This is a genomic window from Gardnerella washingtoni (genome assembly GCF_049262705.1).
GTDB classification, from domain to species: domain Bacteria; phylum Actinomycetota; class Actinomycetes; order Actinomycetales; family Bifidobacteriaceae; genus Bifidobacterium; species Bifidobacterium vaginale_D.
The window spans coordinates 508890-526006 of sequence record NZ_CP058398.1 but is presented as its reverse complement, the minus strand read 5'-3'; the positions used below and the strand labels follow the sequence as shown (position 1 = coordinate 526006).

The 17117-nt window shown below is 40.0% G+C and carries 8 protein-coding genes, 1 tRNA gene and 1 pseudogene; all 10 read right to left on the bottom strand.

Going from position 1 to position 17117, the window contains the following annotated elements; all coding sequences use genetic code 11:
* Positions 1-101: 101 nt before the first annotated feature.
* Positions 102-890: an ANTAR domain-containing response regulator gene (locus HXT28_RS01995; protein ID WP_032814200.1), complete on the bottom strand. Its 789-nt coding sequence runs from the start codon at positions 888-890 to the stop codon at positions 102-104.
* Positions 891-1121: 231 nt separating this feature from the next.
* A complete protein-coding gene (menA, locus tag HXT28_RS01990) occupies positions 1122-2210 on the bottom strand; it encodes a 1,4-dihydroxy-2-naphthoate octaprenyltransferase (RefSeq protein WP_422113587.1) in 1089 nt (362 codons plus the stop codon).
* Positions 2211-2247: 37 nt separating this feature from the next.
* Positions 2248-3021, bottom strand: a complete 774-nt coding sequence (locus HXT28_RS01985; protein ID WP_016637181.1) for an energy-coupling factor transporter transmembrane component T family protein — start codon at positions 3019-3021, stop codon at positions 2248-2250.
* Positions 3022-3042: 21 nt separating this feature from the next.
* Positions 3043-4884 (bottom strand): ABC transporter ATP-binding protein, encoded by a 1842-nt coding sequence (locus tag HXT28_RS01980; protein WP_422113690.1) that lies wholly within the window; start codon positions 4882-4884, stop codon positions 3043-3045.
* A 274-nt stretch (positions 4885-5158) separates the two neighbouring features.
* Complete coding sequence (locus tag HXT28_RS01975; RefSeq protein ID WP_422113689.1) at positions 5159-5785, bottom strand: hypothetical protein; 627 nt, start codon at positions 5783-5785, stop codon at positions 5159-5161.
* Positions 5786-6353: 568 nt separating this feature from the next.
* The gene (locus tag HXT28_RS01970; RefSeq protein WP_422113586.1) at positions 6354-7754 is read right to left on the bottom strand and encodes a glycoside hydrolase family 3 protein; all 1401 of its coding nucleotides are present in this window, start codon (positions 7752-7754) and stop codon (positions 6354-6356) included.
* A 48-nt stretch (positions 7755-7802) separates the two neighbouring features.
* Positions 7803-9560, bottom strand: a complete 1758-nt coding sequence (locus tag HXT28_RS01965) for a VWA domain-containing protein (protein WP_422113585.1) — start codon at positions 9558-9560, stop codon at positions 7803-7805.
* Positions 9561-9754: 194 nt separating this feature from the next.
* Positions 9755-14950, bottom strand: coding sequence for a type I pullulanase (gene pulA / locus HXT28_RS01960; RefSeq protein ID WP_422113584.1), 5196 nt, complete (start codon positions 14948-14950; stop codon positions 9755-9757).
* Positions 14951-15169: 219 nt separating this feature from the next.
* Positions 15170-16714, bottom strand: a pseudogene (locus HXT28_RS01955) (alpha-amylase).
* A 279-nt stretch (positions 16715-16993) separates the two neighbouring features.
* Positions 16994-17067: transfer RNA gene (locus HXT28_RS01950), tRNA-Leu, on the bottom strand.
* Positions 17068-17117: the final 50 nt, after the last annotated feature.

Below are 17117 nucleotides of genomic sequence, written 5' to 3'. Positions count from 1 at the left end.
CTCACCCACGTTCCGTAACTACTGCCCACTAGCATACTTATTATTCAACTTGCGAGCATCCAAATGTAATCGAGTTTAATTATAGTAATTTCTCAACTGTATTAATTTTCAGCGTTAGCTGCTGGTTTATCATCACCATATTTGGCAATAATAGCCAAAGCAAGACGCTTTTTAGGAATACGCTGATCCATAGAAGTTTTTTGAATCCAACGGAAAGCACCTTGCTCTGAGAAACCAGCCTTATCCATAAGTAAGCCTTTAGCACGATCAACAAGCTTACGTTCTTCTAAAGTATCCTCAGCTTTCTTTAGTTTTTCTTCTGTTTTCTTGAGCTGATCTTCAGTGTCGCGCAACTTATTTTCAGTACGCTCAACACTATCTAGTAAATCATTAATTTCGCTAAAACGCCCCATAGCAACTTCTAAAGCAGGAAGCAGTTTAGACTCTTCATATGGTTTTGTTACGTATGCCATTGCTCCAGCACCCGTCGCCTGTTTGACTAAATCTGCTTGAGAAAAAGCTGTAAGCATGACTACAGGAGCAATATTTTCGTCACAAATCGTTGCAGCAGCTGTGATACCATCAACTACCGGCATTTTCACATCCATGCACACTACATCTGGATGATGCTCACGAGTTAACTCAACAGCTTCCTGACCATTAGCAGCTTGACCGACAACCTGATAACCGTTATCTTCCAACATTGCTACCAAGTCCATGCGGTTGACTGACTCATCTTCAGCGACAACAACGGTGCGCGCGTGATGAACTTTTTTATCTTGCATCTCACGTTGAGCAGCTTCTTCATTAGCTGCTTCACGAAGTTCATCATCAGTAAGTACTTCAGGCATTGTTTGCTCTGCCCCTTCGTTATTTTCTACAACTGGCATATTAACAACCTCATTTCTTTGCCACATACTCACAGGGCAACATCGCCATGCATAATCAACACGGCGTGCACGCTACAGCACGTTCAAACACCAATAAATATCACGCCTCATAGCATGAATCCAGCATGTCTTTCAAAACCGCACGAGCACCATGTTTGTGACTCTCTATGATAGCATAAACTTCATAAGACTCGCGTACGAATATGCACAATTCGCGCTATTTTGCCTATTTTATATAATTGTCGACAATAATACAGCTACAGCACCAAGTATGGCTTGGCAAACACATAGAGGAAAAGCGTTCTTATAATCACCATGAAGCACGCTTTTAGCGAATTTATACGCTTTGATGACAACAGCAAGCAGCACAAGCCATTGTATACCAGCAAATAATAGATGCCACATGCTTCCGCAACGCATTCCATACAAGTCACTAAAAACTTCAATCTTATAAAAATGCCACATTGAGGGAACCACTGCAGGAAAAGCAATAATTGAAACTGAATATGCTAACAATAGCAGTGTCGCTATAATACTCATCGCAACGCATAAACGCCTACCGCTAGGCTCACCAATTCTCATCATTGCAGTTATTTTTCCATGCTTTTTATCACTTGCAATATCTCGAAGATTATTCACCATCATTAAGCATCCTGAATAAGCTCCTGGAATACACGACATAAGTACGCAAGCTAAAATTCTCAAAGGCTCACTCATCAAGATACTGTTAGCTGGCATACCAATACCGTATGTGATTGCGCATAATGAACCAACAAAAGGCACAGGTCCAAAGAACACGAACGCGCTTACTTCCCCCCAACCTTTATAACCATAGGGATGCTTTCCTCCAGCATAAAACCATGCCGCAGCAACACATAAGATTCCAAGCAGAATAAACCACCATATTCCTGTGCGCACAACAATGATCAAACCAAAAATGCATGCAGTTATTGCAGAGATTATTACAGCTTTTAGTACTGCTTGAGGCTTAATGCCAGCATCTGCAAGCCGCCAAGATACGTCGCACAACGGCTTGGAATCATTGCTATTATTTGAAGCGCGCAGACTACGATTTTCATCTAAACCATTCAGTCCATCACAATAATCATTAGCATAATTAACTGATATTTGCATACATGCAGCAACTACAGCACATAAGAAAAACTGAAGAATACACTGCCACAAATGCACGTCAGTTTTCTCAAAATATGAGAAACGAATCATTCTACAAGCGATAGCAAATGCCATAACAACTGGGACTAAACCTATTGGCAATGTGTAAATTCTAGCACCCTTAATCCAAATTTTTGCGCTTTGCATCACTCACCTCGCAAATTACGCACACTCATACACGCTCTTATATAAGCTGCGGCAATAACATTGAAGTACATATTGGCAAAGCAATAATAAACACAGCAATAGTTATAAGCAAGAGTCCACGCCAACCAAATGGGTACTTATAGTATGATGAATTGCGTGTCCGTAAATAAAAACCGCGTTCCTCAGCAGCAAGAGCACAACTATCTGCTTTCCGCACAGAAGTAACCAAAAGAGGTACAATAAGTGGCATCATCAATCGCAATTTCTTAAATGGATTTTTAGTATCATACTCCACACCGCGAGCCATTTGCGCTTCTGTAATTTGTGACATTTCGTAAGCAAAAATTGGCACAAAACGTACTGCTGTTGTAATAGTGAACGCATAACAATATGGTACGCGCAAATGTTGAACTACAGCATTTGCTAAATCGTTTAATTTTGTAACAGTAAGCACACTTACCAAAGGTAACGCAAAGCAGAATAACCGCAAAGCGGCCTTTGCTCCAACATCTATACCATTGTGAGTAAACCACAAGAACAAATAATGACCTTTTTGAGCAATAACTGTTTGCAAAAGAAACATCACACAAGTAATTACAAACATAGCTTTCATAAGAGGAAACAGTGTTCTAAGAATACGAGCACAAGCCATTGCAAACAATATAAGTACTACAAGTGCAATCAACGCAGTATATTGCTGAGCAATAAACACACTTATTACAGTGCTTGCTGCAAGTATCAGTTTGGCAATAGGATCCGCCCGATGAAACAGCGTCTTTCCTGGTTGGTAAGTCAATAATCTCGTTTTCATAAATACAACTACCTTTAATCCTTACGATTGCTGTTTCTTGTAATTTATCTCGCATGATAATGCTGATACTATTTCAGCTCGCACATACAAGCCTTTACACTGCTTAAAACCATGTTTTACTAAACCTTGTGAAACTGCACACAGTAACGGAGGACACAATGCAGCTGCTTCACACACTACTGGCTTTTCAAACACGTCATATGCTGAACCATCAATAACAATCTTTCCATCATTGATAACGATAAGTCGAGTAGCATAATCAAGCACTACTTCCATATCGTGACAAACCATAATTATGCAGCAACCTTGATTGCGTAATCGTTCTACTACTTGCATAATTCGCATGCATTCATGATAATCAAGACCACAAGTCGGTTCGTCAAGAACCAAAATTTTAGGATTCGTTACCACTGTTGCAGCCAAAGCAACCATTTGACGTTGCCCGCGAGAAAGCATAAATGGACTAGCTTGAGGGTCAAGCTCTAATTCTTCAATAATTTCCATCGCATGTGCTTGAGCTTGATGATTATCTTCACCAATTAACATGCAACTTAATGCTACTTCTTCAAGAACAGTCTCTTTACATAACTGACGATCAGGATTTTGGAATAACGTAGATACATACTTAGCTATTTGACTAATACGAAGATGCTTAGTATCAGTGCCATCAATGGTAATAGTGCCTTCCGTAGGTCTTAATAATCCATTAATAATCTTTGTAATCGTTGTTTTACCAGCACCATTTCTACCAACCAATGCCACTAACTCGCCAGAATGCACAGAAAAAGAAACATCGCACAATGCTTGTACATTACTTTTATAAGCAAAACTTACATGAGTAAGCGAAAGACATGGCTTATCAGTAACGTCATTATGATTATTTGATTTTGCAATAGATTTTTGAGTACATTCTGCAATATTTGCATCGCGCTGATGAGAAAGCGCAGAATCATCAGTGCGTAATGTTGCAACAATAGTATCTACAGTTTCATTAACTCCGACTGTAAGTGGCGAAGGTTTACAAATTTCTTCATCTTGCAACTGTTTCACTAAATGCGTAGTTCGAGGATAATTGATACCAACTTCACTTAATAAATCAATATCTTTAAGCGCAACGGAAACAGGAGCATCGAGCGCAAGCTCACCTTTTGAAAGCACCATGAGACGCTTGCAATATTCGCTTAATAAAGCTACCTTCTGCTCAATGACTACAATAGTAATACCAAAGTTCTTATTTAATTCACTGAGAATGTCAAAAATCATGCGCGAAGATACTGGATCTAATGCACAAGTTGGTTCATCTAAAACCATAACTTTGGGTTGTAATGCCAGAATCGCAGCAATCGCAACCTTCTGTTTCTGACCACCTGACAACGTATCTAAATCACGATTACGCAAATCAGTAATGCCAACAGTTTCAAGCGCATTCGCAATGCGATCTGGAATATCATCATGCGAAATACCAAAGTTTTCTAAACCAAAAAGCAGCTCGTCCTCTACATTTGCAGCAACCATCTGCGCATCAATATCTTGGATAACCGAACCAATTAAGCAAGCAATGTTAGTGAGCTCAAGTGAAGTAGTATCATGACCAGCAATACTTACTGTTCCACAAAGATTACCAGCATAATGGTGAGGAATAGCACCAGAAAAAAGCGAAGCAAGCGTAGTTTTACCAGCACCTGAAGGACCGATAATACCAACAAATTCACCAGAATAAATACTAAGGTTTACATCTCGAAGAGCAAAAGTGTCATTTTCTTCACTATCAGCATTTTCACTCTTATGAGTCGTATACTGAAAAGATACGTTACTTAATGCGAGCAAAGGTGTTTCTTTACGGGAGCTATTACTTTTTTCCATAGACTCTTTACTTGGGTCGGCAGAATCAACTAAATGATTATCTGCAATATATTCTTCGTGTTGAGGCATAACATTCCTAACTGTAACACACTGAGCAAACGCAATCGTAACTACTATGCAACACTCACAGGTACTTCTCCAAGTATTCATAACACACAAGTTGACACCAACCATATTCTTGATTGATGCCAACTTGCTGTTATACCTTTATACTTTTACGTTATACATACCTTATATTGCAGTACATAGATACACACATGTGCCGCCGCGCGCTTTACTTATGTAATACTAATCTGATTGGCGTGTACAACACTTCAACAACAACAGCATTAAATGCTGCAGTGCCAAGAATAATTGGCAACATTACCATTACCATGTTCGGAGAATGAAGAATAAAGAATGCAGCAATGAGAGCAAAAATGCACCCCGAAATTACTGTAGTAATAAAGGTGGCAATAAGAGGAAACACACTTACTTTACGAGCTGCATCCTTAGGGAACACGCGTACATAACCAAGCAAAATCGCAGTCATAATAATTGCTGCTGGAATATCACATGCGTACTCCAAGAATGGAATGGAAGTATTAAATTGAATTAACGTTGCTGCAAGAGCACCAATAATGGCACCTTGATAAATCTTTGGACGCAACAGCAAAATTGATAAACAGAAGGAAGCAATAACAAACTCAGGCTGAATATTGCCAATAGAAAGCGATTTTGCAACAGTAAAATCAAGAATGCATCCAGCTGCAAACAGCACAGCAACCAACACTAAAGATGTTATATCTAACGCATGGTGCTTGACTTTTACATCTCGCATCATCATTGTTGCAGCATTATTAGTTGCGCTTGTGACATTGGTAGCAGTTTCTGCAATGTTTTCGTTCATCTCTTGAGTCATCATTTCTCTCCTTGTTTGAGTTTCATACCATTTGGCATAAAACTATCGAATGATTTTGTTTTGATTTGTATATTGATTTGTTGAAAGTTAAAAGCTTATATACAAAAAGACCTCCGGGCTTACCCCGGAGGTCTTCTACAAGCTTTTCATGTGCAGCTTCTAATAAAACTTCAGAGTAAACTCACGCCAAAGAGAAGACTGCCACCACCACATACGTGCAGCGCCAAAAGCACTACGAGACACAACGTTCATGTTCATACCACGCATGATACTTGCCTCCTTAACTCATAGACGCTTACTGTAGTGTACGCACAAACCTCAACCGAATCATTCGATATTCGTTTGTGTTGCCAACGATGTTAACACTGAAAATGTACAAATGCAAACGCATACTCGTCAATTACGTTCATTCGTACAGGATTACAAGCAGAAGCAATTCGCTTACATAATGCTCAAAACCCTTGTTACATATAGAAAAATGATGCTGTTAATACAAAATACGCACGAAATTATGCATCAAAAAAAAATTGTAAAATTATGCGACACGCGTGAAATGAGAAAAATAATTCTATTTTCTATGCGAATTTTGTTGATGCGCAATTTGCAATTTCACAGCAATAATTCGTTTTACAGATTCATCAATGCGATCTGACGTAATAATACCTTGACGAACAGCATTCACAACTGCATAATACGCTTGGCGTGAGTTTGGCGAGCCAAGTAATATATCAAGACCAGCCTTAATACCGGTAATTGCAGCATTGCCAGGAGTATAACGCAGAGATACAGCGCCCATCCCTAATGAATCAGAAATAAGAATACCTTTGTAACCAAGTTTGTTACGCGCTATGCCAGTAACTATCTTTTCTGACATACTGGCAGGAGTATCATCTCCCGTAATTTTTGGGTACGAAACATGACTGACCATAATAAATTCCACACCATGAGCTATAGCATCTCTGAATGGAACCAAATCTACTTTTCTCAATGCTAAAGGAGTTTGATTTGAAACAGTTAGTCCTTGATGTGAATCAGCAAAAGTCGAACCATGTCCAGGAAAATGCTTATATGTAGCAAACACGTGAGAATTTTGTAAACCATCTGCAAAAGCACTAGCCATGCTGGCTACTGTCAATGCGCGAGAACCAAACGCACGTTTTTGCATCAACGTGTTATTCGGATTCGTAAGCACATCAGCAACAGGAGCAAAATCAACATTAAAACCTAACTGGAAAAGATAGTTTCCAATATATTTGCCAATTTTATAAGCTTTGAGCGGTTTATGCGTAGCTCCAATATCACTCATATTAGGCGAAGCTTTCACACCCATAGCAGGATTAGAACTTACACGTGCAACAGTTCCGCCTTCCTCATCAACAGAAACTAATGCTGGCAATGCTACACGAGATTGACTCATTGCTTGCAAACCTGAAATCATACGCTGAGTTTGTTCAGGATTTTGAATATTCTCCCTGCTCAACATTACGCCACCAACAGGTAATGTAGTAAAAGCTTGCTGCATTGGTGAACCAGAAATAGTCACAGCATTATAGGATCCTACCAATTCTTCAGGCTTTACCATGAACATTTGTGCAACTTTATCTTCAAGAGACATTTTTGACAGCACATTTTTCACTGCAGCACTGTTAGGATCAAATCCTTGCCAAGCATGATTTTTATGCTTGCGAACTACAAATTCCGGTTTTTCAACTTTTTGTACAGATTGATGAGCATGCGAAATGTTATGCGTTGCTGAATCATTGAAGAATTGCGAGCGCATAACAAATAAAGCCACACATATCATCACAACAAGTAACACGACAGCAACTCTTACAGCAAGTGTAGTAAAACGATTACGGGCTATTAACTTTATGACACGTTGACTGTGTGACGCGTTGCAATAAGTTAGTATACGTCCATTAACTGCGTGAGGTTTGCTTTGTAACTTACGTGTTCGTTGCTTTCGCATCACATCTTCCTCTAAAATATTAAGAGACCGTTGCCTTCAGTATTTTACTTATTTATTTACTTCACACACATAGCCGGTTTTACCGCTGAATGTTTTACGCAATGTAGGAGTAGTGAAGAGATTATCACGCTGATCATTCCATGACCATTCATCGTTTAATCTCCACAACATGAGATAGAACTCAGGTTCACCATCTTTATCATTACGACTTGGCTCACCAGGTAACCAGTTTTGGTAACCTACTTTTTCGCCAGTAACCCAGTGTGCAAACACATCACCATTTTCGCGTTGAGATGTATAGCCGCCAATCCACACATACTTAACTCCTTCTTTTTTAGCCATATTGATTACTTTGTTCTCTTTACGTTTATTAGTAAGAGTGACTAAATAACCACCATCTTGCATACAGGCGCTATTTGCTTCAGTCCACGTCACATCACCTTTATGCAAAACAAAACGAGAGCTACCCTTCTTATATGTCTTCTTCTTTACTGGCTTAAACGCCAAACCATCTCCAATACCGCCTGATTGATAGTTTTTAGAATCTGCCAGCAATGCGGAAACTACACGGTCAACATATGGACTTGTGGATGAGTCAGAATCGTATTCAAGGCAATATACGTTATCCTCATTGACTTTAATGCGGTTCATTACTTCTTGCATATCAGAGATTGAATTCATATCCCAAAAGTAACCATTTGTTTCATTCGCAATATTTTGCAATACACTGGAATCTGCTTCACTCGTACCAATTAAGTATACTGGAATGCCTTTTTGTTTTGCTAAACTAATAACATCATCAGCAGTATGCGTACTTTCGTTATCTTGTCCGTCTGTAAAAGCAATAACACAGTCAAAACCAGGATGATTTGAAGCATTAGTAACGCCAGTGTATAACGCATCATATAAAGCTGTCATACCATAAGGCGTCATGTTATTAATGCCGTTCAGCAAACGATCTTTATCACTTGTATACGTTGCCATATACATGAGATAACTATCGAAAGATATTAATTCACCTTTATCACCGACTTTATAGTTAAGGCTACGCACAAAATCACTCATAGTGCGCTTCATAGTATCAATAGAATCTTCCATAGAACCAGATTTATCAAGCAGTATCTCGTAATTAACTCCTTGATTATCTTTAATGCGTTCAACCTTATGGATAAGTCGTTCCACTTCCTCGCCGCCACCAATTTTTTCACGTATAGCAGCAGTTGGGGAATCAATTTCCAATGCTTTACCACTGCTATCGGTTAACGAAAAATACAACTTCACGTGTGGATATTGTGACACATCAGAATTGACAATTTTCAGCGTATAATCTGAATATTTGTGCGATTTCGTGAGTTCTGTACGCAATCTTGAATAAGGTATTTGACTTGGGTGAATATAGTCCCAAATTAGGCATCCCAAAATGCATGAAAGAATAAAAGAAACAACGACAATAATAGCTATAATAAGATTTCTGCGATTGTTATTTTCGTCTGTCCATGAATTAGTTGCGTAAGCAGCGGTAGTGGCAGTGGCTGCTGCTGCAGCAGCAGTAGTATTTGGAGAAATAGGTGTATCTCTATGCTGGCGCATGGAAGTTGCTGTAGGTGTATAAGCAGCAGTCGTCGTTACACCAATATTTGGAATTTTTGGACTATCAGTTGGCACATTGTTTGTTGACGCACTGTCAACTACAGTAGTGTTAGCTACTGCGCCGTCTACTGTCGAATGATCAACTGCAGTTCCACATTGCGAACAAAATCGTGCGTTATTTTTAACGGGAGATCCACAGTTGGTACAATACATCATTTCTTCTTTCGCTCATTATTACTCTGCAGAATACCTATGTTATGCTATGCATACCTCAACGCGTTCATTCTATACCTTGCTTCCAACACAAAGTTGAGGGCAATAACATCATCGATGCTATTGCCCTCGTTTTATTGTATATGCTTTCTAGCGTAACTTACTATTCGAGAACTTACTCAAATATGTAACACACGTTAAGCAATATGCTTAACATGTTTATTACGCATCAAGCATAAGACAGCCGCAGCTACAAGTACGCCACACATAACAACAACTTGCGCTATGCTACTGCCAGTTGCACTTAACGTGCGAGCCTGCTTTGTAAGAGTCGTCTTGGATCGTCGGTTTGAAGTTAACTTCTGATCTGAAATTGACTTTTCACGAGAAGACTGCTCTTGCGTTGTTGCTGTATTCGTACTTGCAGACCCATTCTTTGAATTTGAAGAATTCACAGCATGGGATTGATGATCTGAGCTTGAAGTAGAACCAGACTGCGAAGATGGAGACGGTGCTGGTGCTGGAGCTGGAGCTGGAGCTGGAGACGGTGCTGGTGCTGGAGACGGCTGCGGCTTCTTTTCTGCATTAAGCAACACAGCTGTAGAAAGAGCAGCAACCTTGTATATTCCATCAGCAGCAACAGTCACAGCCTGTGGCTTACTATTTACTTCACCATTAGCAACCAATGCAACATACTTTCCAGCCGGAATCTTTACTTGAGTTTCAGCATTATTAGCATTGAATACTACAACGTATTGCTTATCTGCATCTTTAAGCGTATAAGCAATTACACCATCAGGAGTGCCAGCAATCATCTTCATGTTCTTATTAATTGTTGCATAATCAAAATCATGAAGAGAAGCAATGCTCTTGCGGAGCTTCAACAATCCCTTGAAATAGTTTACAGAATCAGACTTTTCTGTTGCACGATTCCAATCAAGAGCGTTGTCTTTATCTCCAGCATTGTAACTGTTTCCGTTACCATTCTTAGTTCGCAAGAATTCCTGACCGAGCTGAATGAATGGCATGCCGCGTGAAAGCAAAACCATTGAATTTGCAAGCTTCACTCGCTTCATGCGCACGTCTTCAGTATCTTTAGGAGCAGACACCTTTAACTTATCATACAACGACAAGTTATCATGAGCTTCTACATACTGAACTACTTGACCCGCATCAGCAAAGTGCATTTCAGCATTACCATTCCAGCACTTGATTGTATTCTTACCATCTGCAGTCTTACCGCCTGTGCCAAATTGGCAACCAAGCAAATTGTGCTCAAGCAGAGCCTTCGTATCTTTACTCGTATTACCATTGACAAAACCAGTACCCTTAGCCTCAAATACAGAACCCTTCATAGCATCACGGAATGAATCGTTAAAGAACGCTACACCTGGAATCTTAGAACCATTAGGTTGAATAGTACTATCGCTCTTAGGAAGCATAGTATTCATATCCCAGCCTTCACCAAGCACAATAATTGATGGATCAATCTTATTAAGCTCGGCACGCACTTCCTGCATAGTCTTCAGGTCAATTAAGCCCATCAAATCAAATCGGAAGCCGTCAAGGTTGTAATGTGTAACCCAATACTTCACAGAATCCAAAATATACTTGCGCATCATTTGACGCTCAGAAGCAGTATCGTTTCCGCATCCAGAGTTACCATTCAGAGCACCATCCTTATAGCGGAAGTAGTATCCAGGAACAGTCTTGTTAAACGAATGATTTTGTACATCATGAACATGGTTGTAAACAACATCCATAATCACACGCAGGCCAGCCTTATGAAGACCAGCAATCATTTGCTTAGCTTCCTTAACTCTTGCTGTTGGATTGGCAGGATCCGTAGAGTAAGATCCTTCAGGAACATTGTAGTTTTGCGGATCATAGCCCCAGTTTTGAGCACCTTTCTGACCATAACCCAAGTTACCAGTTTCATTCACTGAATCAAAATCATACATAGGCATGATTTGTACGTGAGTGACACCAAGCGACTTCAAATAATCAAAGCCAGAAACATTATGCTTATCTGTAGTCTTCGTACCTGCTTCCACTACACCAAGATACTTACCGCGATGAGCGGCACTAATACCAGAGTTTGGATTGATCGAGAAATCACGAACATCCATTTCTGCAATTGTTGCATCAGTTGGGTGCGCAAACTTTGGCATACGCTTTCCAGCATCACCAGCGTCTTTATCTGCTAATACAACAGAACGTTCGCCGTTTACTACTGCAGCTTTCGCATAAGGATCAGCAGAAACATTCACTGTGCCATCAGCAAAATGAACTTCATATGCGTAAGCTGTATTAGCTTTATCGCCATCAAGCTTTGCAGACCATACACCATGATCTTCTGCTTTCATAGCTGTTTCTTTGTCTTTTTCAGCTTTTTCATCAGTCGACTTATAAGTAATCAACTTTACTTCAGTTGCTGTTGGAGCCCAAAGCTTGAAAGTAGTTGAAGAAGCAGAATACACAGCACCTAAATCATTGCCAGCATAAGCGTATTTCTTATCGAATTCATCGGTACGAATTACGCTAGCACCAGTTTTTGAGGAAGCAGAAAGCTTAATATCTTTAGCTAATCCCTTAATACTCAACTCATACTTGTGTTTAATATTAAGGTCATCCTTAGTCACAATGGTAACATCTGATCCTTTTGTCTCAACCGAAACAATTTCAATTTCCTTTTGAGACTTCTCACTCTTATCCAAAAGTGTTACATCAGATTTTTTCAAGGAAGACACGTCACCAGACACTTTTACAGCTAACTTCTTTAAGCCAGCAATATCAGCAGACATCACGTGAGCTGCAAGCTGTGGCATAGTGGCATTTACATATACATTAGAATCTCCTTGCAAAAGCCAGATTTCCGCAGTTCCTTTAGTAGAATCAGTCTTATCGAGCTTGATAATGTTATTAGGAATTATACGATTCTGCTCATAATCTTTAGCCTCCCATTCATTAGTAGGAGTTGAATGCCTTACTATAAATCCTGGATTTTCTATACCAGCATCATTCTTAGCAGTAAAGGTTGCAACTTTTCCATAATCGTCATGCGAAGTAAAGTAACGAGCAGTACCACCGGTTCCGTCATCCCAAGTCCACATATTCCAGCCTTGGTAATCACCTTTATTCCTATGGTAGTGAACTGTTACCTTTAATTCTTTTGGCTTCTTCTTAAGATTGTCTGGAGCAGCAAACTGCGTAGTACCCGTTCCGCCTGTTACCCAAGCTTCAGCAAGACCACTTGCACAGTTTTCAATAACACGATCGCCACCGTCTTTATTCCAATCTTTTGTAGTAGTAATAAAGGAAAGTGACTTGTTTTCAAAAGCACCGTCAACTGTAGTTTCAAAAACTTTGCCGAATTTATCAGTGCCATTGAACTCATGCCAAACTCCAGGTAGATCTTTACCATCCTTGTCTTTGCCCCACAAATAAATGCCGATATTGCGAGTATCACCCGCTTTTTGTGCGTAGTGAATGCGAACAGTAGTCTTTGGCTCATATTTTACTGGGCAAGGATTAGCGCCAGCACCACCTTTGTGATCTTGTACTACATATGAATCAGTATTTGCTGGAATCTTAAAGTTATTCTTATCTCCTTCGTGATACCAGTAATCTTTGCCATCGTTAAACACTGCTTCATAATCTTTGCCATTGGTCTTAATTGTCTTCTTATACCAACCGTCGCAAGCCTTCTGCATCTCTTCGCCAGGAACTTTTGTCCAACTTGAGCCTACGCCATAGTGAACGTATACCTTCTTAGTCTTAAACTTTTCGTCTGGCTTAAAGTAAACAGTTGTAGTAGAGTCTCCTGGCATTGAAGCATCAGGCTTCTCTTCACCATATTGAGGATCAGATGGGTCTGTAGCAGTACCAGCCGGATGTGCAGCTTTTGTGGCATTAACATGCAATGCTACTGCTTCGCGAGCGCCAATCTTGGTTTTAACTTCGCCTTTTTCAACTTTAACAGTCTTAGAGCAGTCTCCCGCAGCATACACATTGCAATACTCGCCATCAGGCAAATCAGTCTTATAAGAAACTTCTTTTGCATCAAGTGAATTGTTGATCGCTAAGAAGCCCTTCTTTTCGCGACTAAATGCAATGTTGTTGTCGCCATCATCCTGCCAATCGGTAACTTTCGCACCTTGAACAGCATTGTAGAATCCAACCATGCCGCGGATTGATGTCCAACGTTGAGCGCACTGCCACTTTGAATCCTTGCCACAAGTTGCGTCCGGTACAGAAGTATCAGTCGCACCAGGCGCACCCTCATCATGAGTATCAAACTTGTATCCGGAATACACGTTTGGCGTACCGTATGGCCACGCAAGCATGAACGCGTTTGCTAAGGCATAACGACGACCATCTTTATACGTAAGTACACTGTTACCACGCTCAGTATCCCAGTTCGTAACGAAAATAGCAGCTTTATCGCTTGCAATCATGCCGTCTTGAATTTTGTTCAGCGGCTTGCTTGCCTTCATCAACGAGCCTTTGAAGTTTTGCTTAAGTTGATAAGAGTAGCCAAACTCGTTGACTTCGCCTTCGCCTAAATGTGCAGCTGGCTGAATTTCTTGAGCTTCTGAAGGGTTGCCAATAGTTTCCTGCATCCACCAAATTTTGTCGGGTGTAGTGTTTGCTTGCTTCGCAGCTTCAGCTTTAATTGCTTTCATATCCGCTGGCGAAATATGCTTTACAGCATCCACACGGAAACCTGCAACACCGAGTTTCAACAAATCTGCAAAATACTTGCCTAAAACTTGCTGAACATGAGGCTTAGAAGTATCCAAATCAAGTAAGCCTACAAGTCTGTTATTCCACACATCCTCAGCTTTAGTGTAGTCTTTAATGTTTTCGGCGCTCTGATGGAAATCATCCTTAGTGTATCCAGCGTCTTCAAAAGTCTGCGTAGTCGCATCATATTTGCTTCCACCAACACCGACTTTATCCTTATTATCAGCTCCTGTTGTGTGATTAATGACAGCATCTGCAATAATCCCCACACCCTTTGCCTTGCAAGTAGTAATCATATTCTTAAACTCAGCTTCAGTACCAAGTTTAGAATTTAATTTATAGCTCACAGGCTGGTAAGAAGTCCACCAGGCTTTACCTTTAATATGATCCTGAGAAGGTGAAATTTGCACATACTTCACACCTTCAGGACCATACGTTTGTTCACATTCTTTAGCAATACTCTTCCAGTTTTGCTGGAATGCAGTAACAATAACACCCTTACTTTTCAGCGTTACATTACTTGATGTTTCTTTTATTGATGAATCAGCAGCATAAGCAGTATTAGTAGCAGCAAATCCTGTTACTAACATCGCAGTAGCCGCCACAATCGAAGTTATCTTCGACGCACAATGTCGATGAAAACTCATTCGATATCCTTTCCTCCGTTGGTACCAGCATACTTCTTCATTGGTTATGCTGATAGCTACAATACGCGAACAACAGCTAGCGCTACTGCGCTGCTAACTGTCACCATAATGCATATTACTAGCGAGGTAATTATACCACTTCAATACTGACATCATGCAAAAAGCACATACCCACTTTCAATGCAAATATGCGTGTAAATAAGCTGCTATGAGTACTGTTCAATGCTGCTTTTGCAACTGTACTGAATCTATGCTGCGCTTCTTATAGCGAACAGCAACTATCACAATAAGTATTACTGTAATACCTGTCATAATCAGCAAAATTTTATGAACAGCAGCACCATCGTAGAAGCTCTTTACAGCTTTAATATGTAATGCAACAGCAGAATGAGCAGGAATCGTTGTTACCACTTTCCCACCGCTTACCACAACAGTCTTTCCACACGTTCTTGATACGTACACATTGCAATATTCACCATCAGGAATGTCTGTTTTATAACTTACTTTTTGAACATTATCTGTATTATTAATAGCCAAAAAGCCTTTATTACCACGACTGAAAGCAATATTGTTATCGTCGTCATCCTGCCATTGAGTAACTTTTGCACCTTGAACAGCATTGTAGAATCCAACCATGCCGCGGATTGATGTCCAACGTTGAGTGCACTGCCACTGAGAGTCCTTGCCACAAGTTGCATCCGGAACAGAAGTATCAGTCGCACCAGGCGCACCAACATCTCGCTGCGTAAACTTGTAACCGGAGTAAATGTTAGGTGTTCCGTAAGGATATGCCAACATAAAAGCGTTTGCTAATTCGTAACGATCACCATCTTTATACGTGAGCACACGAGTAGCATTATCACGTTCTGTATCCCAATTTGTTACGAAAATAGCAGCCTTATTGCTTGGAATAAGCTTATCAGTAATATGCTTTAAATTTTCAATAGAACCGTAAAAATAATTACGCAAACGGTATGAATACTCAAATTCGTTTACTTCGCCAGTACCGATATACTGATCCGGCTGAATCTTTGGATCTTGATCAGGGAATCCTATAGTTTCTTGCATCCACCAAATGTCTTCAGGTTTCATTCCACTAGCTTGAGCCGCAGCTTCTTTAATTCCCTTCACATCTGTAGGAGACATATGTTTTGCTGCATCGACACGAAAACCAACTACTCCCATATGTATCAATTTGGCAAAATACCTACCTAAAACTTGCTGAACATGAGGCTGAGAAGTATCCAAATCCAATAAACCAACCAATCGATGCGTCCAAACAACATCAGCTTTTCGATACGTATTAATATCCTCTGCTATTTGATGAAAATCTTCCTTCGTATAACCAGCATCAGGGTAACTCTGTTTTGCTGCATCATATTTACTTCCACCAACACCAACAGTATCTTTATTATCAGCTCCTGTTGTGTGATTAATTACAGCATCAACAATAATCCCAACTTTTTGAGCTTTACAAGTCTGAATCATATTCTTAAACTCAGCTTCAGTACCAAGTTTAGAATTTAAGTTATAACTCACTGGCTGGTAAGAAGTCCACTAAGCTGTACCTTTAATATGGTCTTCCGGAGGCGACACTTGCACATACTTCACACCTTCAGGACCATACGTTTGCTTACATTCTTTAGCAATACTCTTCCAGTTTTGTTGAAAAGCAGTAACAATAACACCTTTTGACGGAAGACCATTATGAGATTTAGTAGAAGCAAATGCTGAATTAACATGAAGAATTATTAAGAAACACATTGCAAAAACTAGCAGAAAAGCAATCAGAACAACTGACTTTATAGCTATGCCTACATTGCGTTCGTTATTACTACTTATTTCATTCAAACGATTATTTTCTTTCTTATTCATGCGCAATGCTATATTACGGATCATCATTGCTCCTTTCGCATCAAATCGGCACTTTTTCATGCAAATACGCTGCTAGTATTATACGCTTTCTTAGCTATAGAACCGAATAACAAATAAATAAAATAAAATAAAAAACGCCGCCTAGCAAGCTAAGCGACGTTGTGCACGTGCCCCCGGTGAGACTCGAACTCACACTGCACAGATTTTGAGGCTGTTTCCTCTACCAATTGGGATACAGGGGCATTTTCAATTTTCTGCGTTTTTGCGCGACTTGTTGACTATAGCACACTTT

What these genes read in the sequence shown, in the direction of transcription:
- HXT28_RS01995 (WP_032814200.1), bottom strand. Translation starts at nt 890, where the DNA reads ATGCCAGTTGTAGAAAATAACGAAGGGGCAGAGCAAACAATGCCTGAA.
- menA (WP_422113587.1), bottom strand. Translation starts at nt 2,210, where the DNA reads ATGCAAAGCGCAAAAATTTGGATTAAGGGTGCTAGAATTTACACATTG.
- HXT28_RS01985 (WP_016637181.1), bottom strand. Translation starts at nt 3,021, where the DNA reads ATGAAAACGAGATTATTGACTTACCAACCAGGAAAGACGCTGTTTCAT.
- HXT28_RS01980 (WP_422113690.1), bottom strand. Translation starts at nt 4,884, where the DNA reads ATGGAAAAAAGTAATAGCTCCCGTAAAGAAACACCTTTGCTCGCATTA.
- HXT28_RS01975 (WP_422113689.1), bottom strand. Translation starts at nt 5,785, where the DNA reads ATGACTCAAGAGATGAACGAAAACATTGCAGAAACTGCTACCAATGTC.
- HXT28_RS01970 (WP_422113586.1), bottom strand. Translation starts at nt 7,754, where the DNA reads ATGCGAAAGCAACGAACACGTAAGTTACAAAGCAAACCTCACGCAGTT.
- HXT28_RS01965 (WP_422113585.1), bottom strand. Translation starts at nt 9,560, where the DNA reads ATGATGTATTGTACCAACTGTGGATCTCCCGTTAAAAATAACGCACGA.
- pulA (WP_422113584.1), bottom strand. Translation starts at nt 14,950, where the DNA reads ATGAGTTTTCATCGACATTGTGCGTCGAAGATAACTTCGATTGTGGCG.